The sequence below is a fragment of the Streptomyces sp. NPDC055506 genome (assembly GCF_053643595.1).
Genome location: NZ_JBSHKH010000032.1, coordinates 17,001 through 36,631 on the forward strand (window position 1 = coordinate 17,001; position 19,631 = coordinate 36,631).

General features: G+C 72.2%; 22 protein-coding genes. 10 read left to right on the top strand and 12 right to left on the bottom strand.

Translation table 11 applies throughout. The features are described from left to right. Window positions 1-213, bottom strand: a complete 213-nt coding sequence (locus ACWIF2_RS14985; protein WP_454360671.1) for a heavy-metal-associated domain-containing protein — start codon at window positions 211-213, stop codon at window positions 1-3. Window positions 214-403: 190 nt separating this feature from the next. Between ACWIF2_RS14985 and ACWIF2_RS14990 the strand changes: the two genes are divergently transcribed. After that, on the top strand, window positions 404-1,366 hold the full coding sequence (locus ACWIF2_RS14990; RefSeq protein ID WP_454360672.1) for a hypothetical protein: 963 nt from the start codon (window positions 404-406) through the stop codon (window positions 1,364-1,366). Between the two features lie 6 nt (window positions 1,367-1,372). Here ACWIF2_RS14990 and ACWIF2_RS14995 read toward each other — a convergent pair whose 3' ends face one another. Both ACWIF2_RS14995 and ACWIF2_RS15000 read right to left on the bottom strand, forming a co-directional pair. After that, window positions 1,373-3,190: a glycoside hydrolase family 15 protein gene (locus ACWIF2_RS14995; protein ID WP_454360673.1), complete on the bottom strand. Its 1,818-nt coding sequence runs from the start codon at window positions 3,188-3,190 to the stop codon at window positions 1,373-1,375. Between the two features lie 67 nt (window positions 3,191-3,257). After that, the gene (locus ACWIF2_RS15000) at window positions 3,258-4,037 is read right to left on the bottom strand and encodes a DeoR/GlpR family DNA-binding transcription regulator (RefSeq protein ID WP_454360674.1); all 780 of its coding nucleotides are present in this window, start codon (window positions 4,035-4,037) and stop codon (window positions 3,258-3,260) included. Window positions 4,038-4,154: 117 nt separating this feature from the next. Between ACWIF2_RS15000 and ACWIF2_RS15005 the strand changes: the two genes are divergently transcribed. Continuing rightward, window positions 4,155-5,036 carry an SIS domain-containing protein gene (locus ACWIF2_RS15005; RefSeq protein WP_454360675.1) on the top strand — a complete coding sequence of 294 codons (882 nt, stop codon included), beginning with the start codon at window positions 4,155-4,157 and terminating at the stop codon, window positions 5,034-5,036. Window positions 5,037-5,071: 35 nt separating this feature from the next. Beyond that, the gene (locus ACWIF2_RS15010; protein ID WP_454360676.1) at window positions 5,072-5,932 is read left to right on the top strand and encodes a class II fructose-bisphosphate aldolase; all 861 of its coding nucleotides are present in this window, start codon (window positions 5,072-5,074) and stop codon (window positions 5,930-5,932) included. Here the strand turns inward: ACWIF2_RS15010 and ACWIF2_RS15015 are convergent. After that, window positions 5,922-7,058 carry a methyltransferase gene (locus ACWIF2_RS15015; protein WP_454360731.1) on the bottom strand — a complete coding sequence of 379 codons (1,137 nt, stop codon included), beginning with the start codon at window positions 7,056-7,058 and terminating at the stop codon, window positions 5,922-5,924. The genes ACWIF2_RS15010 and ACWIF2_RS15015 overlap by 11 nt on opposite strands. Window positions 7,059-7,126: 68 nt before the next feature. On the opposite strand from ACWIF2_RS15015, the gene ACWIF2_RS15020 reads away from it, so the two are divergent. Both ACWIF2_RS15020 and ACWIF2_RS15025 read left to right on the top strand, forming a co-directional pair. Then, window positions 7,127-7,771 carry an alpha-ketoglutarate-dependent dioxygenase AlkB family protein gene (locus ACWIF2_RS15020; protein ID WP_454360677.1) on the top strand — a complete coding sequence of 215 codons (645 nt, stop codon included), beginning with the start codon at window positions 7,127-7,129 and terminating at the stop codon, window positions 7,769-7,771. Window positions 7,772-7,807: 36 nt separating this feature from the next. Next, complete coding sequence (locus ACWIF2_RS15025) at window positions 7,808-9,046, top strand: ROK family protein (RefSeq protein ID WP_454360678.1); 1,239 nt, start codon at window positions 7,808-7,810, stop codon at window positions 9,044-9,046. Here ACWIF2_RS15025 and ilvY read toward each other — a convergent pair. After that, complete coding sequence (gene ilvY, locus ACWIF2_RS15030; RefSeq protein ID WP_454360679.1) at window positions 9,039-9,917, bottom strand: HTH-type transcriptional activator IlvY; 879 nt, start codon at window positions 9,915-9,917, stop codon at window positions 9,039-9,041. The genes ACWIF2_RS15025 and ilvY overlap by 8 nt on opposite strands. Before the next feature lie 88 nt (window positions 9,918-10,005). On the opposite strand from ilvY, the gene ACWIF2_RS15035 reads away from it, so the two are divergent. From ACWIF2_RS15035 to ACWIF2_RS15045, 3 genes are all read left to right on the top strand, one after another. Beyond that, a complete protein-coding gene (locus ACWIF2_RS15035; protein WP_454360680.1) occupies window positions 10,006-11,478 on the top strand; it encodes a ketol-acid reductoisomerase in 1,473 nt (490 codons plus the stop codon). Between the two features lie 114 nt (window positions 11,479-11,592). Beyond that, entirely contained in the window at window positions 11,593-12,492 is a 900-nt protein-coding gene (locus ACWIF2_RS15040) for an NAD(P)-dependent oxidoreductase (protein ID WP_454360681.1), read from the top strand. A 21-nt stretch (window positions 12,493-12,513) separates the two neighbouring features. After that, a complete protein-coding gene (locus ACWIF2_RS15045; protein WP_454360682.1) occupies window positions 12,514-12,936 on the top strand; it encodes a PPOX class F420-dependent oxidoreductase in 423 nt (140 codons plus the stop codon). A gap of 18 nt (window positions 12,937-12,954) precedes the next feature. Here the strand turns inward: ACWIF2_RS15045 and ACWIF2_RS15050 are convergent, their stop codons facing one another. From ACWIF2_RS15050 to ACWIF2_RS15060, 3 genes are read right to left on the bottom strand one after another with little or no spacing between them, the layout of a single operon-like run. Next, window positions 12,955-13,863, bottom strand: coding sequence for a phosphotriesterase family protein (locus ACWIF2_RS15050; protein WP_454360683.1), 909 nt, complete (start codon window positions 13,861-13,863; stop codon window positions 12,955-12,957). After that, window positions 13,860-14,438 carry a DUF4865 family protein gene (locus ACWIF2_RS15055; protein ID WP_454360684.1) on the bottom strand — a complete coding sequence of 193 codons (579 nt, stop codon included), beginning with the start codon at window positions 14,436-14,438 and terminating at the stop codon, window positions 13,860-13,862. Before ACWIF2_RS15055 ends, ACWIF2_RS15050 begins: the two co-directional genes overlap by 4 nt. 10 nt (window positions 14,439-14,448) lie before the next feature. After that, the gene (locus ACWIF2_RS15060) at window positions 14,449-15,027 is read right to left on the bottom strand and encodes a TetR/AcrR family transcriptional regulator (RefSeq protein ID WP_454360685.1); all 579 of its coding nucleotides are present in this window, start codon (window positions 15,025-15,027) and stop codon (window positions 14,449-14,451) included. Between the two features lie 149 nt (window positions 15,028-15,176). Here ACWIF2_RS15060 and ACWIF2_RS15065 point away from each other — a divergent pair, with 149 nt between their 5' ends. Continuing rightward, window positions 15,177-15,467, top strand: coding sequence for an SHOCT domain-containing protein (locus ACWIF2_RS15065; RefSeq protein WP_454360686.1), 291 nt, complete (start codon window positions 15,177-15,179; stop codon window positions 15,465-15,467). A 61-nt stretch (window positions 15,468-15,528) separates the two neighbouring features. On the opposite strand, the gene ACWIF2_RS15070 is transcribed toward ACWIF2_RS15065, so the two are convergent. After that, the gene (locus ACWIF2_RS15070; RefSeq protein WP_454360687.1) at window positions 15,529-16,062 is read right to left on the bottom strand and encodes an ATP-binding protein; all 534 of its coding nucleotides are present in this window, start codon (window positions 16,060-16,062) and stop codon (window positions 15,529-15,531) included. A 183-nt stretch (window positions 16,063-16,245) separates the two neighbouring features. Beyond that, the gene (locus ACWIF2_RS15075) at window positions 16,246-16,569 is read right to left on the bottom strand and encodes a hypothetical protein (protein ID WP_261682162.1); all 324 of its coding nucleotides are present in this window, start codon (window positions 16,567-16,569) and stop codon (window positions 16,246-16,248) included. A gap of 396 nt (window positions 16,570-16,965) precedes the next feature. On the opposite strand from ACWIF2_RS15075, the gene ACWIF2_RS15080 reads away from it, so the two are divergent. Further along, window positions 16,966-18,090 carry a PLP-dependent cysteine synthase family protein gene (locus ACWIF2_RS15080; protein WP_454360688.1) on the top strand — a complete coding sequence of 375 codons (1,125 nt, stop codon included), beginning with the start codon at window positions 16,966-16,968 and terminating at the stop codon, window positions 18,088-18,090. A gap of 16 nt (window positions 18,091-18,106) precedes the next feature. Here ACWIF2_RS15080 and ACWIF2_RS15085 read toward each other — a convergent pair whose 3' ends face one another. Together ACWIF2_RS15085 and ACWIF2_RS15090 are read right to left on the bottom strand one after the other, a co-directional pair. Then, window positions 18,107-18,574 carry an SRPBCC family protein gene (locus ACWIF2_RS15085; protein ID WP_454360689.1) on the bottom strand — a complete coding sequence of 156 codons (468 nt, stop codon included), beginning with the start codon at window positions 18,572-18,574 and terminating at the stop codon, window positions 18,107-18,109. A gap of 80 nt (window positions 18,575-18,654) precedes the next feature. Then, window positions 18,655-19,485, bottom strand: coding sequence for a DeoR/GlpR family DNA-binding transcription regulator (locus ACWIF2_RS15090; RefSeq protein ID WP_382488087.1), 831 nt, complete (start codon window positions 19,483-19,485; stop codon window positions 18,655-18,657). Window positions 19,486-19,631 lie beyond the last annotated feature (146 nt).

Below are 19,631 nucleotides of genomic sequence, written 5' to 3' on the forward strand. Positions count from 1 at the left end.
TCAGACCCGCCCGGTCAGCTCGTAGCCGGCCTCGTCGACGGTTTCCGCGATCACGGCGTCGTCGGGCTCGGCGGCACTGGTGACGGTGACGTGTCCGCTGCCGAGATCGACCTCGACGCCGCTGACGCCGTCCAGCCCGCCGATGGCCTCGGTCAGCGTGGCCTTGCAGTGACCGCAGGACATTCCGGCGACGGCGTAGGTGGTGGCGGGCATCGGTGCCTCCTGGGGGTGCTTCCGAATGATACGGGGCGGGGGTATCCCTCGCCGAGTTCCTGTATACCCCTGAGGGGTATAGGATGCAAGCGCGAGAACAGCTTGACTCACTACCCCCCGGGGGTATGGTGAGCTGCATGGAGTCCCCGCATCAGCGCGGGAGGCCCGCTTCTTGAAGGAGACGCCGGCCATGAATACCGGACTGAAGATCACCGCCTTCGCCGCCGCCCTGGCCGCGACGTTCGGCACGGCCTACGGCGTCGGGCAGGGCATCGACCCCGTCGTCGCCGACGCCCCGCCGAAACACGAGGACGAGCACACCCGGCCCGCGCCGGAGCCGGAGGAGGGCGGCGGTCGCGCCGGACAGGGGGCACCCCCGGCCGGCGGACTCCAGATCTCCGAGGGCGGCTACACGCTCGACCTCGAGACCCCGCGCGTCACCGCCGGACAGCGGGCCGACCTGCGCTTCACCGTCCGGGACGGCAGCGGCCGGGCCGTCACCGCCTACCAGCGCGAACACGACAAGGAACTCCACCTCATCGTGGCCTCACGCGACCTGGTCACCTACCGCCACCTGCACCCCAGCCGCGCCGCCGACGGCACCTGGAGCATCCCCGTCGACCTGCCCCGCGCCGGCGGCTACCGCGTCTTCGCCGACTTCACCCCGGCGAAGAAGAACGCCCGGAACCTCACCCTCGGCGCGGACCTCGCCGCCTCCGGTCCCTACCAGCCGGAGAAACTCCCGTCGGCGAGCACCACGGCCGAGACCGACGGTTACGAGGTCGAGCTGGCCGGCGCCCTGCGCCCGGGCAAGGCGAGCGAACTGAAACTGCGGGTCTCCCGGGCCGGCAAGCCCGTCACCGACCTCCAGCCCTACCTCGGCGCGTACGGCCACCTGGTCGCCCTGCGCTCCGGCGACCTCGCCTACCTGCACGTCCACCCGAACGGCGAACCCGGCGACGGCACCACCCGGCCCGGCCCGGCCGTCTCGTTCACGGCCACGGCACCCAGCACCGGTTCCTACCGCCTGTTCCTCGACTTCAAGCACGAGGGAAAGGTCCGCACGGCCGCGTTCACCGTCCGGGCCGGCGGGACGGCGACCGACGGACCGGGTACCCCGGAGGGGCATACAGGCGACGGTCACGGGCACTGAGCTGCCTCAGCCGAGCGCACGGTCCAGGTTGAAGGCCGCGCTGATCAGTGCCAGATGCGTGAACGCCTGCGGGAAGTTGCCCTGCTGTTCCCCGGTGTGGCTGATCTCCTCGGCGTACAGGCCGAGATGGTTGGCGTACGTCAGCATCTTCTCGAAGGCCAGGCGCGCCTCGTCGATCCGGCCGGCGTGCACCATGGCCTCGACGTACCAGAACGAGCAGATGGAGAACGTGCCCTCGTCACCGCGGACACCGTCCGGGCTGGACTGCGGGTCGTAGCGGTAGACCAGCGAGTCCGACACCAGTTCCTCGGTGAGGACGTCCAGCGTCGACAGCCACTTGGGGTCCGTCGGGGCGATGAACTTCGTCAGCGGCATCATCAGCACGGCCGCGTCCAGCACGTCGCCGTCCTCGTGCTGGACGAAGGCCCGGCGCTCCTCGGACCAGCCCCGGCTCATGATCCGCCGGTAGATCGTGTCGCGGCACTCCCGCCAGCGCGGCAGATCGGCGGGCAGCCCGCGCCGGGTGGCCATCCGGATGGCCCGCTCGATCGCCACCCAGCACATCAGCCGCGAGTACAGGAAGTTCTTGCGGCCGCCCCGGGTCTCCCAGACCCCCTCGTCGGGCTGGTCCCAGTGCGCGCACACCCAGTCAACCAGCGCGGTCACATCGTCCCACTGACCGCTGGAGATGGGCTTGGCCCACTTGTCGTAGAGGTAGATGGAGTCGATCAGCGCGCCGTAGATGTCGAGCTGGAGCTGGTCGGCGGCCGCGTTGCCGACCCGTACCGGAGGGGAGCCCTCGTGGCCCTCCAGATGGTCGAGAGTGCGTTCGGGCAGGTCGGCGCGCCCGTCGATGCCGTACATGATCTGCAGCGGTCCGGAGTGCTTGCCGTCGCCCGGGCTGATGTGCCGGGACACGAAATCCATGAACGCCTCGGCCTCGCCGGTGAAGCCCAGCCGCAGCAGGGCGTAGACGCAGAACGCCGCGTCGCGCACCCACACGTACCGGTAGTCCCAGTTGCGTTCGCCGCCTAGCCGCTCGGGCAGGCTCGTCGTCGGCGCGGCCACGATCGCCCCGGTCGGCGCGTACGTCAGCAGCTTCAGCGTCAGGGCCGAGCGGTGCACCATCTCCCGCCAGCGGCCCCGGTACCGCGACGACGCCAGCCACGCCCGCCAGTACGCCACCGTCGCCGAGAGCTGCTCCTCCGCCTCCATGCGCGCACACCGGCGGGGCGACACCTCGCCGCCGACCTTGTCCAGCGCGAACACCGCCGACTCGCCCTCGCCGAGCTTGAAGTCCCCGCACACGTCAGGACCGTCGGCCTCCAGCGGCACGGTCGCGGTCAGCGCGAGCGCCATCCCGTCGGCTTCGAAGAGCGCCGTCTCACCGTTCAGCCGGACGGTGTGCGGCCGGGTGCCGTAGTCGAACCGGGGAGCCACGCGCGTACGGAAGGGGATCGAGCCGCGTACGCACACCACCCGGCGGATCAGCCGGTGCCGCTCGGCCTCGGCCGGCCCGCCGTCCACCGGCATGAAGTCCTGCACCTCGCCGACGCCGTCCTCCGTGAAGAACCGCGTCATCAGGACGTTGGTGTCCGGGAAGTAGAACTGCTTGGTCCGGGCCGGCACCGTCGCCGCCAGCTCGAAACAGCCGCCGCGCTCCGCGTCCAGGATCGAGGCGAACACGCTCGGCGCGTCGAAGGCCGGGCAGCAGTACCAGTCGATCGTGCCGTCGGTCCCCACCAGGGCCACGCTGCGCAGGTCGCCGATCAGCCCGTGCTCGGCGATCGGCAGATACCGCCGCCCGTCCGCTGTTTCCCGCATGGCAGCCTCCCTGCCTGGCGAGCGCCTGGCTATCAGCTTAGGCCCGCAGACAGGAAGCGGCCGCGTGTCACACCGTGACGACCCGCAGCCCGGCCTCCTCGAAGGGGCGCAGCGTCTCCGTGTCGGCCGCCGTGTCCGTGACCAGCGTGTCCACCGCCTCGGCCGCGCAGATCCGGGCGAAGGCGCGCTGGCCCAGCTTGCTGGAGTCGGCGGCCACGACCACGCGCTCCGCGCGCTCGCACAGCAGCCGGTTGATCGCGGCCTCGGCCTCGTCGTGTGCCGCGGCCCCGTGTGTGACGTCGAAGGCGACCACGCCGAGCACTGCCACATCGACGGTGATCTGCCCGAGCACCCCGTCCGCGAGCGGCCCGACCAGCTCGTACGACTGCGCGCGGGCCACCCCGCCGGTCAGCACGATCTTGAACTGGGGGCGTACGGCCAGCTCGTTGGCGATGTTCAGCGCGTTCGTCACGACGGTCAGCGCGGGCGACCCGGACGCCAGATCCCCGCGCGCCGCCAGCGCCCGCGCCACCTCGGTGGTGGTCGTACCGCCGGTCAGTCCGACCGCCTCGCCGGGCGCGACCAGATCCGCCACCGCCTTCGCGATGCGCTGCTTCTCCGAGGCGTGCCGGGCCGTCTTGTAGCGCAGCGGCAGCTCGTACGACACGCCGTGCACGACCGCGCCGCCCCGGGTGCGCACCAGCATCTGCTGCTCGGCCAGCCCGTCGAAGTCGCGGCGGATCGTCGCGGCCGACACCCCCAGCTCTCCGGCCGCCTCCTCGACGTCCAGCCGGCCGCGCTCCACGAGCAGGTCCAGCAGCGCCTTCCAGCGGGCGTCGCGCGACATCCGCACCTCCACGTCTCGATCTCCGGGCGACCCTAGCGCACCCGATCTCACGTAATGCTTGATGTTGCTCGAAAGGTGGCGATATCTTGCAGGAACAATCAGAGCGGAGGGTGCGGCATGACGCATGTCGAGGACGAGCTGATCAGCCAGCCCGAGTGCTGGACACGCGCCGCCTCGGAGGCGGCGGAGTACGCGGGGGTGTTGCCGGCGGCGGGGGAGCGGGTCGCGATCGTCGGCTGCGGCACCTCCTACTTCATGGCGCAGGCCGCCGCGGCCCTGCGCGAGGACTCCGGCCAGGGCGAGACCGACGCCTTCGCCGCCTCGGAGTTCCCCTACGGCAGGGACTACGACCGGGTCGTCGCCCTCACCCGCTCCGGCACCACGACCGAAGTCCTCGACCTGCTCGGCCGGTTGAAGGGCCGCACCCGCACCACCGCGATCACCGCCGACCCGGACACGCCCGTGATGGCGGCGGCCGACGAGCTCGCGGTACTCGACTTCGCGGACGAACGCTCCGTCGTGCAGACCCGGTTCGCGACCACCGCCCTCACCCTGCTCCGCGCCCATCTGGGACTCCACCCCGACGTGGCCGTCACCGACGCGCGCACGGCACTGGCGGAGCCCCTGCCCGAAGGCCTGGTGGAATGCGCCCAGTTCGCCTTCCTGGGACGCGGCTGGACCATCGGCCTGGCCAACGAGGCCGGGCTGAAGATGCGCGAGGCGTCGCTGTCCTGGGCGGAGGCCTACCCGGCGATGGAGTACCGGCACGGGCCGATCAGCGTCACCACCAGCGGAACCGCGACCTGGATGTTCGGGGACGCGCCGGACGGCCTCGCCGAACAGGTCGGCGGCACGGGCGCGTTGTGGATCGCCGGAACCCTGGACCCGCTCGCCGAACTAGTCCGTGCCCAGCGGCTCGCCGTCGCGGTCGCCGCCTCCCGCGGCCTCGACCCGGACAGCCCCCGCCATCTCACCCGCTCGGTGATCCTCACTCACTGACCTCGGTCATCCTCGTCCCTGACCCTGGAGGCACCGTGCCCCTCACCACCACCGGCGAGCTCGTCACCCGCGCCGCCGCGGCCCGCTCGGCCGTCGCCTCGTTCAACGTGATCACGCTGGAACACATCGAGGCCGTCATCGCCGGAGCCGAGTCCGTGCACGCCCCCGTCGTGCTCCAGGTCAGCGAGAACGCGGTCAAGTTCCGCGGCGGGCAACTGCTCCCGCTCGCCCGCGCGGCCGTCGCCGAAGCCGAACGCGCCGCCGTACCGGTCGCGTTGCACCTCGACCACGTACAGAGCGACGCCCTGCTGTACCAGGCGGCCGAGGCCGGCTTCAGCTCCGTGATGTACGACGCCGCCCGGCTGCCCTACGCCCGGAACCTCGCCACGACCCGGGCGGCCGTCGACTGGGCACACGAGCAAGGCCTCTGGATCGAGGCCGAGCTGGGGCAGATCGGCGGCAAGAACGGCAGACCCCCGCTGGACGCGCACGCCCCCGGCGCCCGCACCGACCCCGACGAGGCCCGGGCCTTCGTCGCCGACTCGGGGGTGGACGCCCTGGCCGTCGCCATCGGCAGCGCCCACGCCATGACCACCCGCACCGCGAGCCTCGACCACGCCCTCCTCAAGCGCCTGTCGGCGACCCTGGACGTCCCGCTCGTCCTGCACGGCTCCTCCGGCGTCCCGGACGACGAACTCATGGCAGCGGTCGCGGGCGGTATCGCCAAGGTCAACATCGGCACGGCCCTGAACATCGCGCTGACCGGCGCCATCCGGGACTTCCTCGCCGAGCGCCCCGAGGCCGTCGACCCGCGCGGCTACCTGACGGTGGCGCGAGAGGCGATGACAAAGACGGTGGCGAGAGCCCTCCGGACCCTCGGCCCGGCTACCGCTTGACGGCCTTCAGCACCACGAACTTCGGGTCACTGGCGACCAGTCGGCTGTTGCCGAAGATCCGCCGCAGCGTGACGTGGTAGCCCAGATGCCGGTTGCCGATCACCCACAGCTCGCCGCCCGGCCGCAGCGCGCGCCGCGCCCCTGTGAACATCCGCCGGGCCGTGGCGTCCGTCGTCGCCTGGTGGGAGTGGAACGGCGGGTTGTTGAGGACCAGGTCGACACTGCCCGACGGCACCCCGTCCAGCCCGTCGCCCACCCGGAACTCGGCGTGCCCCGGCACCCCGTTCGCCTTGTACGTCGCCTCCGCCGATGCCACGGCCTGGAACGACTCGTCCACGAACAGCACCTCGGCCTCCGGGTCGGCCAGCGCCACCGCCGTACCGACCACGCCGTTGCCGCACCCCAGGTCCACCACTCGCCGGCCGTCGCCCCTGCTGCCCGGCAGATGCCCGAGGAAGAACCGGGTGCCGATGTCGAGCCGGTCGGCGCAGAAGACACCCGCGTGGTTGACGACGGTGCCTCCCGCGGCCGGGCCGATGCCGTCCGGCAGCGTGTAGACGTACGGCCATGGACTGGCGGGCCGTTCCAGTGCGGGATCCGGCGTGCAGAAGATCAGCCGGGCCTTCCGCTCGGCGAGCGAGGTGCGGGTCGGGCCGAGTATCCGCTCGAACAACTCGAGCGTCGAGGTGTGGATCTCCTTCACCATCCCCGTGCCCACGACCACGGTCCCCTCGTGCACCGCAGGCGCCAGCCGCAGCAACTGGTCCTCCAGCAGCGCCAGGCTCTTCGGCACCCGCACCAGGAGCACGTCGACGCGGTCGGGTGGCGGATCCTGCGTGGTGAGAAGCCGGACCGCGCCGGGCTCGACACCGTGCCGCGCCAGGTTGGCCCGGGTCGCCTCCTGGGTCAGATGGGAATCCGTGATCTGCGTCGGCCCGTGCTCCGCGAGCGCCGTCACCAGCGCGCCCCACCGGTCCCCGACGACCACGACCGTGCCCGACAGCGGGACCCGCTCCCGCGCCAGATGCCTCAGCAGGTACTCGTCGGAAGCGTCCCAGGCACGCAGCCTGTCTCGCGGATCCTCGGGGAAACGGGTCAGCGCGAACTCGCCCCACGGCGTCGTCATACGGTCGTTCATCGTGCGTCAAGGCTAGCCGAGCCGCAGCTCAGGCCGTGTCGGGCAGGATGGGAAGCATGGACGGCGAGCTGTTCCCCAGGGCCCGTACGCAGGTGGCACCCGGCGCGGTACACATACCGGACTGGCTGGACGCGGAACACCAGCGGGAGCTCCTGGAGGCCTGCCGGGAATGGGCCCGCCCACCGGCCGGACTGCGCACGGTCCGCACACCCGGCGGCGGCACGATGACCGCCCGGCAGGTCTGCCTCGGCTGGCACTGGTACCCGTACGCCTACGCCCGCACGGTCGCCGACGGCGACGGCGCCCCGGTCAAGCCCTTCCCCGAGTGGCTGGGCGACCTGGGCCGCCGAGCGGTCCAGGACACCCTGGGCGACCCGGTGACGGCTGCCTACGACATCGCGCTGATCAACTTCTACGACGGCGACGCCCGCATGGGCATGCACCGCGACGGCGACGAGAAGTCGGAGGCCCCGGTGGTGTCGCTGAGCCTCGGCGACACCTGCGTCTTCCGCTTCGGCAACACCGAGACCCGCACCCGGCCCTACACCGATGTCGAGCTGCGCAGCGGCGACCTGTTCGTCTTCGGCGGCCCGTCCCGGCTCGCCTACCACGGGGTTCCCCGGGTACACGGGGACACGGCACCGCCCGGGCTCGGCCTGACCGGACGGCTCAACATCACGCTCCGGGTCAGCGGTCTGTAGGCCGGGGGCCCGGCGGATCATGGGAGACTCGCCCTCATGAGCGGGAAGGCGGACCCCCGGCAGGCGGGGGATGGGAGCACCTCGAGGACGCGGCTGGACCGGGGGCGCTCAGCGCTCGGACCCGCACTGGAACTCGTCCACACCGGACGCGCGCCGACCCGGGCCGTACTCACCGCCGAGCTCGGAGTGACCCGGGCGACGGCCGGCGCGGTCGCCGCCGAGCTGGAGGCGCTCGGGCTGATCCGCGTCGACGCCCGGCCGGGCGCGGCGGCCGGATCCCAGGGCAGGCCCTCGCACCGGCTGGCCGTCGCCGAGAACGGCCCCGTAGCGCTCGCCGCGCAGGTGCACGCCGACGGGTTCCGGGCGGCGCTGGTCGGGCTGGGCGGCCGGATCGTCGCCACCGCGCCCGGCTGCGAGGTCGTCGACGCGGACCCGGCGAAGGTGCTCGCCTCCGTGGTCACGGCGGGCGCCGAGCTGCTCCAGGAGACGGGGCGGCGGTGTGTGGGCGCCGGACTCGCCGTCCCGTCCGCGGTCGCCGAACCCGAGGGCCTGGCGCTCAACCCGCTCCACTTGGCGTGGCCCGCGGGCGCGCCCGTCCGCGACATCTTCGCCGAGCAGGTGCGCGCGGCCGGCATCGACGGACCCGCCTTCGCCGCGAACGACGTCAACCTCGCCGCGCTGGCCGAGCACCGGCACGGCGCCGGGCGCGGCGCCCGCGACCTGCTGTGCGTGGCCACCGGCCACCGGGGCGTCGGCGGCGCGCTCGTCCTCGACGGCCGCCTCCACAGAGGCAGTTCGGGCCTCGCCCTCGAGGTCGGACACCTCACCGTGCACCCCGAGGGCCGCCCCTGCCACTGCGGCAGCCGCGGCTGCCTGGACGTGGAGACCGACCCGCTGGCCTTCCTCACGGCGGCGGGCCGCGACCCGGGTCCCGAGGTGTCCCTGCTCCAGCAGTCCATCGACCTGGTCCGCCACCACTACGACGACCCGGGCGTACGCACCGCCACCGAGGCCCTCATCGACCGGCTCGGCCTCGGACTCGCCGGCCTGGTCAACATCCTCAACCCGGACCGCATCATCCTCGGCGGCCTGCACCGCACCCTCCTGGACGCCGACCCCGACCGTCTCCGCGCGGTCGTCGCCGACCGCAGCCTCTGGGGCCAGAGCGGCGGCGTCCCCATCCTGCCGTGCACCCTCGACCACAACAGCCTGGTCGGCGCGGCGGAACTGGCGTGGCAGCCGGTGCTGGACGATCCCCTCGGGGCGCTCACGTAAGACCCAGGCCGCTCAGCGCGTTCACCGAGGCCAGACTCCACAACGCCGCCACCGACGGCCGCCGCAGATCCGCCCGCCGTACGCACAGCCCGATCGGAAACGGCTCCGGCGCCGGATCGGCCGGGACCACCACCAGCCGGTCCCGCACCGCACTGTGCTCCAGCACCAGACGCGGCACCACGCCCGTGCCGCAGCCCAGGGCGACCAGCGTCAGCAGCCCTTCGTGGCCGTCCGGTTCACAGGCCACGTCGGGTGCCGTACCCCGTGTGCGGAACCACCGGTCGGCGGCATCGCGGACCAGACCGCGGTGGGGGAGCACGAACGGACCGTCGAGTCCGGGACCGGGACGGCCCCGGGCCGTGACGAGGACCAGCTCCGTCACCGCGACCGTGCGGCTCACCAGCGCTTCCGGCAGCCTCGGCGGGATCCCCGCCACGGCCGCGTCCACCTCGCCCTCGTCCAGCCGCGCCAGGGCCGCCGCCGCGTCACCCGTGCGCAGATCGAGCCGGACCCGCGGATGTGCGGCACGGAAGGGACCCAGCAGGTCCGGCAGCAGCGCCTGGCACGCCGTCACCGTGGCGAACACGGCCAGGCGGCCGGTGAGCCGGGCGGGGTCGGGGTGCTCCTCGCGGTACGAGCGCCACAACTCCAGGGCCTGGACGGCGTACTCGCGAAACCGGTGCCCCTCGGCCGTGAGCGACACCCCGCGCGGCCCCCGATCGAACAGCCGGTGCCCGAGTCCGGCCTCAAGCCGCTGCACGGTCCGCGTCAGCGTCGCCGGGCTGACGTGGCAGTCCAGGCTCGTCCGGCCGAAGTTGAGCGTCTGCGCCAGATGCAGGAACAGCCGCAGCTCCCGGTGCTCGTCCCGCACGGGGTGACCTGGCCCTTTCATTCGGTGCAACACCGCGCTGCACAAGTTGCGCTTGCCGCAAGGATCCTGCCGAGCCTACAACTCGACCATGACGTCGACAACCATGTACACCTCCCGCGTCTTCGCGCTCGACACCATGGACGTGCCCGGCGGCACCGAGACCGTGCTGCGCGGCGGACGGCACCTCTTCCCGCTCCTCCCGCAGGCATTCGCCGGTGTCCGCCGCATCGGCGTCATCGGCTGGGGGCCTCAGGGACGGGCGCAGGCCCTCAACCTGCGTGACTCCCTAGCCGATACGGACATCCGGGTCACCGTCGGGCTGCGCCCAGGCTCCGGCTCCCGCGCCGACGCCCGCGCCCACGGCTTCACCGAGGACGACGGCACCCTCGGCGACTGGCTCCAGGTCACGGCGGACAGCGACCTGGTGCTCCTGCTGATCGCCGACGCCGCGCTCGCCGCGCACCACCAGGAGATCTTCGCCGCGTTGCGACCGGGCGCCGTCATCGGCCTCTCGCACGGCTTCCTGCTCGGCCATCTCCAGGAAACCGGCGGGGAGTTCCCGTCGGGGCACGGGGTGATCGCCGTGTGCCCCAAGGGCATGGGCGACTCCGTGCGGCGGCTCTACGAGCAGGGCGCGCACATCAACGGCGCCGGGATCAACAGCAGTTTCGCGGTGCACGCCGATCCCGACGGGCGGGCCGTCGACCTGGCGCTCGGCTGGTCCGTGGCGCTCGGCTCGCCCTACACCTTCCGCACCACCCTCGACAGCGAGTATCGCTCGGACATCGTCGGCGAACGCGCCATTCTGCTGGGTGCCGTCCACGGCATCGTCGAGAGCCTGCACACCCGCTGCCGCCTGGCCGGCGACGACGAGGTGACGGCCTATGAACGGTCCTGCGAGAACATCACCGGCCCGATCGCCCGCACCATCTCGCAAGCCGGGCTGCGAGCCGTGCGCGAGGGCCTCGACCCTTCCGACCGGGACCTCTTCGACCGGGCGTACACGGCCACCTACGCCCCCGCGCGAGAGATCGTCGCCGAGATCTACGACGACGTCGCCGACGGCACCGAACTGCGCAGCGTGATCCTCGCCGAACGGCGGCTCGGCGCCCGCCCGATGAGCGGGATCGGGGGATCCCCCATGTGGTCGGCGAGCGACCGAGTGCGGGCCCGGCGCGGCACCCGTGACCTGCCCGTCGACCCGTTCACCGCCGGCGTGTTCGTCGCCACCATGACGGCCCAGATCGACGAGTTCGCCGACCGCGGACACCCCTGGTCGGAGATCGTCAACGAGTCCGTCATCGAGGCCGTCGACTCCCTGCTGCCGTACATGCACGCCCGGGACGTGGCATACATGGTCGACAACTGCTCCCGTACGGCCCGCCTCGGCGCCCGCCGCTGGGGTCCCCGCTTCCAGGCGGCGTACGAGCAGATCGCCTACCCGGTCGCCGAGCACCCGGCGGACGCGGATCTGCTGAACCGGTTCGACACCCACCCGGTGCACGAGGCGCTGGCCGCGGCGGCGAAGCTGCGGCCGTCCGTGGACATCTCGGTGAGCTGAAGCGGCACAAAGGCGTGGTGGGACAGGCGTGCCCGCGCCGCTTCCGGGAAGGCTCGCCGCTGAGCGGGCAGGCTGGTTCGCAGGCAGTACGCCCGCACCGCACCACCGAGGAAGTTGAGCGCAATGACCGACAAGCTCACCGTGAGCGTCCTGGGCACCGGCATCATGGGCGCGGCCATGGCCCGCAACATCGCCCGGGCCGGCCACACCGTCCGCGCCTGGAACCGTACGCGTGCCAAGGCCGAGCCGCTGGCCGCCGAGGGCGTGCGGATCGTCGACACGCCCGCGGAGGCGGTGCGGGACGCCGATGTCGTCCTGACCATGCTCTACGACGGTCCGGCCGCCCTGGAGACGATGCGCGAGGCCGCCCCGGCCCTGCGCCCCGGCATCGCATGGGTGCAGTCCACCACCGCCGGTGTCGAGGGCATCGCCGATCTGGCCGCCTTCGCCCGCGAGCACGGCCTGGTCTTCTACGACGCGCCCGTCCTGGGCACGCGTCAGCCCGCCGAGGCCGGGCAGCTGACCGTGCTCGCCGCCGGGCCCGCCGAAGGGCGGGACCGGGTGACGCCGGTCTTCGACGCCGTCGGCGCCCGCACCATGTGGACCGGAGAGGACGGAGCCGCGGGTGCCGCCACCCGGCTGAAGCTGGTCGCCAACAGCTGGGTTCTCGCCGTCACGGCCGCCGCCGGTGAGGCCCTGGCGCTGGCCAAGGCCCTCGACGTCGACCCGCACGGCTTCTTCGACCTCGTCGCCGGCGGCCCGCTCGACATGAACTATCTGCGCGCCAAGTCCGAGCTGGTCCTCGACGACCGGCTCACACCGCCCCAGTTCGCGGTGACCACCGCCGCGAAGGATGCCCGCCTGATCGTCCAGGCCGGTGCGGGCAACGGCGTCCGCCTGGACGTCGCCGAGGCGGCCGCCACCCGTATGGAGCGTGCCGCCGCCCAGGGCCATGGCGACGAGGACATGGTCGCCGCCTACTTCGCCAGCTTCGACGAGAAGCCGTCCACCTGATCGACCCAGGAGGTTCCCCGTATGTCCAAGCCGCCGCTGCCGCCCGAGGCCGACGCCCTGCTGAGCCGGCCAAACCCGTGCGTCATGGCCACGCTGCGCTCCGACGGCGCGCCCGTCTCCACCGCCACCTGGTACCTGTGGAAGGACGGCCGTGTCCTGATCAACCTCGACGAGGGCCGCGTGCGCCTCAAGCACCTGCGCCGCGACCCGCGCGTCACCCTCACCGTCCTGGACGGCGATGACTGGTACACCCACGTCACTCTCATCGGCCGCGTCACCGAGATGTACGACGACAAGGACCTGGCCGACATCGATCGCCTCGCCGGGCACTACATCGGCAAGCCCTACCCCGACCGCGTCCGCCCCCGGGTCAGCGCCTGGATCGAGGTCGACCGCTGGCACGGATGGGGCGAACTGAAGGACAGTGACCAGGCCGGAGGCTGACGCCCGTGACCACGCCGGTCAGCGCCACTCCACCGCGAACGCCCGGCCCGGGTTCTCCGTGAGGATGCGCTCCACCAGGTCCTCGCCCACGGCCTGGACCAGCCGGGGCCGCACCCGGCGCAGCAGATAAGGCATCCCGGGGCCGCCGCCCACCGAGCGGGCGGCGGCCGTGGTGGTGTCGGCGCCCAGCAGCACCCGGTCCCCGAACCCGGCGTCGGCGAGGGCCCGTACGGCGTCCGGCATCCGCCAGTCCGTGGCGTGGTGGGCGTGTGACGGCCCGTCGAAGGCCAGATAGCAGCCGGACTCCGCCGCCTGCCGGTGCACCACGAGGTCGGGGGAGCGGTTGAGATGCCCGAGCACCACACGGTGCGGCGGCACCCCCAACTCCCCGCACAGCAGGTCCAGTACGTCGAGCGCGCCCGTGCCCAGCTCCAGATGCACGGCCACGGCCGCCCCCGTGGCGTGATGCGCCTCGGCCGCCGCCTCCATGGTCCAGCGCGCGTGCGCGTCCAGCGCGTGGAACCCGCCCGCGACCTTGACGAGCCCGGCCCGCACTCCCGACACCCCGATGCCCTCGGTGAGTTCGGAGACGAAGACGTCGGCGAGCCGGCCACGCAGCCCCGCGAGCGTGTCCTCGTCGTAGTGCACGGCCTGGTGCAGACCCGTCGCGGCGACCACGTGCACACCCGTCTCCCGGGACAGCGGCGGCAGATCGGCGGCCCGCCGCCCCAGCCCGTACGGCGTCCACTGCACCACGGCCCCGCCGCCCCGCTCCCGGAACGCGGCCAGCTCCGCCCGCGCCGCCGCCACGCTGCGCAGCTCCTGGCCGGGCAGCCGGGGACTGCCGAAGAACAGATGGTCGTGGGCGTCGCACACGCCCAGGTCTTCAGGGGCTACGTCCCCCAGCACCGTGCGTATCGCGCTCACCACTGACGCCCTCGGGGCAGCCGCTCCCGGCCCGGCGCCGACAGGTGCAGCACCTCGAACACGTCGCCGTCGGCCTTGGGCGTGTCGTGCTCCCAGAGCGAGAAGTGCACCAGCTCCCACCGGCTCGTGTCGACGGCGGCCGCGGCGAGCAGGGCCCCGTCCTCCGCCGCCAGCCGCCGGGCCTCGCCCACGGCGTCCGCCACCACTTCGGCCAACAGCCCCCCATCGGGGACCGGTTGGCGGTGCCGTACCGCGAACCGCGCCTGGGCCCCGCCCCCTTCCTCGTACGCGAGCCCCGTCCACTGCCGCACGGACGGGCGCCCGAAGTCGTCACCGAGCCGCTGGAACCCACCGCCCCACAAGAACGAGTTCATGCCTTCCATGGTGTTCCACAGATAGAAGGGCGCGTACTGATTGACCGGCGAGCCGCGCAGACCGCGCTCGCGCATCAGATAGGCCTTGAGGCCGAGCCCGTCCCAGTCGTCGAGCAGCCGCCCCACACGGGCGACCCGGTCGCGGACGACGCCCATGTCGTAGTCGGCGGGCAGGGTGAGTTCGTACTGCATGGCGTGCACGGCAGCCTCCTCAGGCGGTACGGGGTGCCAGCAGCGAGAGCAGCCCCCGCACCCCCGCGTCGAACACGGCACGCGAGCCGGAGGCGCGGGCGAGGACATAGCCGCCCTGGACCGTGGCCACGACCGCGGCCGCGATCTCCTCGCCGTCCAGCGAGGGTACGAACTGGCCCTGCTCCTTGCCCTCCTCGACGATCCCGGCGATCCGCCCCCGGAGCCAGTCCAGGGTCTCCTCGACGGGGGCACGCAGTTCGTCGTTCGCGATCACGTCCGGGTCCATGGTCAGCCGGCCGATCGGACAGCCTCGCAGCACGTCCCGCTCGCGCCGCAGATATGCCTCGACGCGCTCGTACGGCGTTCCGGGGCCGCCGAGCACTCCCTCGGCGGTGGCCCGCATCTCCTCGGCGGTCCGCCGGATCGCGGCCAGTGCGAGATCGGGCTTGCCCTTGAAGTGGTGGTACATGCTGCCCTGCCCGGCGTCCGCGCGCTCCAGGATCGCCTTGGGGCTCGTGCCCACGTAGCCACGCTCCCACAGCAGCTCGCGAGTGGACTCGATCAGCCGTTCCGAGGTGCTCATGCGCTCACTGTACATACCAGTAGTTACAGAAGTCGAGGCCGCGCCTACTCCCCACGAAGTACGCGGACTGCCGCTGGCCGTACGACGACCGGTGCCCCCTTGCGGGGCGACTCTCGGAAGCAGAGAAAGAACATCGCGGCAGCGAATCCGAGGAGTTGGACGACATGCAGACCCTGGCGAACTTCGGCGACGGCGGCGGGCCCGGCCCGTGGATCCTGTTCTTCCCGTTGATCTGGGCGCTGGTGATCGGCGGCGGCATCATGCTGCTGCGCCGCACCGTGTGGCGCGGACGCCGTGGCGGGCCGTGGCGGCAGCCCGCTGTCGAGAACGACTCGCCCATCGCCGTGCTCGGCCACCGCTTCGCCTCCGGCGAGATCGACGAGGACGAGTACTGGCGCCGGCTGTCCGTACTGAACGAGGAGTTCGGGCGCTCGGCCAAGGGTGGTGGTGCGTGAGCATACTGACCGAACGAGTCACCTCGAGGTGACCGCCGTGCGAAGGGTGGTCACCGCCCGGTCAACCGGCAACGGCGGACCGGGCGGGAGCATGATCGGGCCGCAGCCCGTCGGCGGAGGGGGCCTCCGCGAACCTGCGCGCGGGCTTCTCCAGGACGGCGCGGCGCGCCCGGCGCGACGGCGCCGCCACCACGGAGGTCGGCAGGGTGAACCACACGACCTTGCCGGACTCGCCGTCCGGCCGGACGCCCCAGCTCTCGCTCATGGCGGCCACCATCGCGAGCCCGCGCCCGCAGGTCGCCAGCGGCGCGATGTCCTGGGGGTCCTCGATCACGGGCATCCGCGGGTCGTGGTCGTGCACCGAGACCGTGAGCCGGTCGAGGAGGAGCTCTATCTCCACCGTGCAGGTCTTGTCGGGCTGGGCATGCCGGTGGACGTTGGACAACAGCTCCGTCACGCCGAGCGAGGCCCGGTCGATCAGGGCGTCCAGATGCCAGTAGCGCAATTGCGCAGATACGATTCTGCGGACCTGGCCGATCCGCGACGGCAAAGCTTGAAGCTCCACCGTGCAGTGTCTGCTTGGGTAGCTGATCACGGCTGCGACTCCCCGACGTGAGGTCCGGAAGAACACGGAGTTCGGATCCAGCAGGGCGCCTTTATGACACTGCCGCCCGCTGTCGTGGCCGGCGGGCTGGTTCGCAGCGTTATCGCCGGTAAACCCAGAGTGACGTGAGACCAGAGTGACGCAGGGGGTGAGGTACCGCAACTCGCGGACATCTCAGTCGCCACGCCCCGCCGCTCGGCGCACGGCCTCGATGAAGCGCCGTGCCGCGGGCGGCCCCGGCTCGCCCGGAGCGGGGTCATGATCGCCCAGGGTGAGCAGGTACCGATTGCCGTTGAGGTCCGCCGTGGCCCGGTCATCGGGGCCGAACCAGGGCTTGGACGCGCGCACCGCCTGTACCGGCGCGCTGTCGATCTCACTGCCGTAGCTGGTCAGCAGCTCGAGCCGGCCGTCGCTGATCCGGACCTGTCCGGCCCGGGTGAGCGAACGCAGCCGCTTCCCGATCCGCACTCCCGTGGCCCTGAACTCCGGCTCCGCCATGCCACCCGCCCCCTTGTGCGCCTCGGTGTACCGGCCCGCGCTCCCCGCGGCGCCCGGTACGGCTCGTGTTCTGATCCAGTGTGCCTCGCCTGCCCGCTCCGGCGGTGCTTCGTACCCCTGCCGGTACCCCGTGCGGGGCCTTGGTCCCGCGGTGAAGTCTGCCCGCACCCGGCGTCGAGCACCAGTGCGTGAGACCCCCTCGCCGGGGGGCGCCCGCAGCACACACGCGAATGCGCCCCCGGGACCGCGCGCCCCCTTGCCCCGGCCTCTGCCCCAGGGGGCGCTTTGGGGGGCTCAAAGATGCGTTTATGCAGGTGAGAAGCGTGCGGAAGCTGCATATCATCGAGGTGTCGGCCGCGCGACGTGCCGTCGGCGCGCAGCGTTAGGAGCCCCCTCGTGAGCACTCCCCAGCAGACCCGGACCGGCGTCACCCTCGACGTCGACCACAGTGACGCCGGCTACCGCGCGTGGCTGAAAGAGGCCGTCCGCAGGGTCCAGGCCGACGCCAACCGCTCGGCCGACACACACCTGCTCCAGTTCCCCCTGCCGGAGCGCTGGGGCATCGACCTGTACCTGAAGGACGAGTCGACCCACCCCACCGGCAGCCTCAAGCACCGGCTGGCCCGCTCCCTCTTCCTCTACGGCCTGTGCAATGGCTGGATCCGTCCGGGCAGACCCGTGATCGAGGCCTCCAGCGGTTCGACGGCCGTCTCCGAGGCGTACTTCGCGAAGCTCATCGGCGTTCCCTTCATCGCCGTCATGCCGCGCACGACGAGCACCGAGAAGATCCGCCTCATCGAGTTCCACTCCGGACGGTGCCACTTCGTCGACGACCCTCGCACGATGTACGAGGAGTCCGCCCGTCTCGCGACGGAGACCGGCGGTCACTACATGGACCAGTTCACCTACGCCGAACGGGCCACGGACTGGCGCGGGAACAACAACATCGCCGAATCCACCTTCCGCCAGCTGCGCCTGGAGCGGTATCCCGAGCCGGCGTGGATCGTCGCCACGGCGGGCACCGGAGGCACCTCCGCGACCCTCGCGCGCTACATCCACTACATGCAGTACGACACGCGCGTCTGCGTGGCCGACCCGGAGAACTCGTGCTTCTTCGACGGCTGGACCACCGGTGATCCGGACGTCACGTACGACTGCGGATCCCGTATCGAGGGCATCGGCCGGCCCCGTATGGAACCGAGCTTCGTGCCCGGCGCCATCGACCGGATGATGAAGGTGCCCGACGCTGCGAGCGTCGCCGCCGTACGGGCACTGGAGCGCGCCATCGGCCGCAAGGCGGGCGGCTCGACGGGCACGGGTCTGTGGAGCGCGCTGAAGATCGCTGCCGAGATGGTGTCCGAGGGGCGGCAGGGGAGTGTCGTGACCCTGCTGTGCGACCCGGGGGACCGGTATCTCGACAAGTACTACTCGGACACCTGGCTCGCCGCCCAGGGACTGGACATCGCGCCGTACACGGCCGCGATCGACTCGCTGCTGGAGACGGGCGTCTGGCCGGACTGAGACCGGGCCCGCGGCGTCAGGCCGCCAGCCTCCGGTCCAGCGCCGAGACGGCATCCCGGAAGGCGCGCGCCTGGGCTGTCCGTATCGGCTTCATGGCGAGCCGGTAGGCCGCCGTCCCGTCGGTGGCGAAGGTCCACCGCACCCGGGTGCCGTCACCGGCCGGCGCGAGCCGCCACTCTTCGACGATCGCGCGCACCCCGGGCACGTTGGTGACGTCGACGCGGTAGGCGTACACCTCGGGTTCCCTCGCCGCGATGACGGACTCACGGAACCGGACGCCCCCGGTGAGCGTGATGTCGCGGCCCGCGCCTCCGTCGATCTCGCGGGCGGCCGTCACCTGGGGAAACCAGTCGACCCAGCCGGGCACGTCCTCCAGCGCACGGTAGACCGCCTCCACCGGAGCCGAGATCACCAGCGCGGAGACATGCCGCACGGGCGCGATCCCGGCGAAGTCGAGCCCGACGGGGCGCAGACGGTGAGGCATGGACGAAGCCCTCCTCGCACGGAACGGGCGATGACCGGAAGCGTCACCCCAGGGTCTGCCAGACCTTAGCTGGCGGCCCGTCAGATGTCTGCCCCCTCCTCGGGCTCCCCGGCCACCACCAGCCGCCGCAGATGCTCCACGACCACGCCGCGCGCCTCGTCCGGCAGGCCGGCGTCCGTCACGAGCGTGTCGATCCGCTCCAGCGAGGCGAACGAACTCAGGCCCACCTTGCCCCACTTGGTGTGGTCGGCGACCACCACCACCCGCCGGGCCGACTGCACGAGCCGCCGGTTCGTCTCGGCCTCCGCGAGGTTCGGCGTCGACAGACCGGCCTCGACCGATATGCCGTGCACACCGAGGAACAGCAGATCGAAGTGGAGCGCCGCGATCGCCTGGTCGGCCACCGGCCCCACCAGCGAGTCGGACGGAGTGCGCACCCCACCGGTCAGCACGACCGTGGCCGCGCCCTGCCGGGGGCCCGAGGTGCGCTGCGCCGCGTGGAAGACGTCCGCCACCCGCACCGAGTTGGTGACCACCGTCAGATCCGGTACGTCCTGCAACTGGTGCGCCAGCGCGAAGGTCGTCGTTCCGCCCGACAGGGCGATCGCCGCGCCCGGCGCGACCAGCTTGGCCGCGGCCCGCGCGATGTCCTCCTTGGCGGTCAGCTCCAGGCCCGACTTCGCCTCGAAGCCCGGTTCGTGCGTACTCGCCTCGACCACCGGGACCGCGCCGCCGTGCACCTTCTCCAGCACGCCCTGGCGGGCCAGCGCGTCGAGATCGCGGCGGACCGTCATGTCCGACACGCCGAGCTTCCGGGTCAGCTCGTTGACCCGGACACCGCCCCGGCGACGGACCTCGTCGAGGATCAGGGATCGCCGCTGCTCCGCGAGGAGGTTCTGATTCTCGCTCACGTACGCTCCGGTCCTTTCGCCTCAATGCCGTCCGACTCGCCCAGCACACCCGCCCCCACTAGGACATTCTCCCCGGGCTCCGGTGCGCGGACGTCTCATCCTCGCATGTCGCGGAGCCGGCGGCGCCACCGACCACTCGTCGCGCA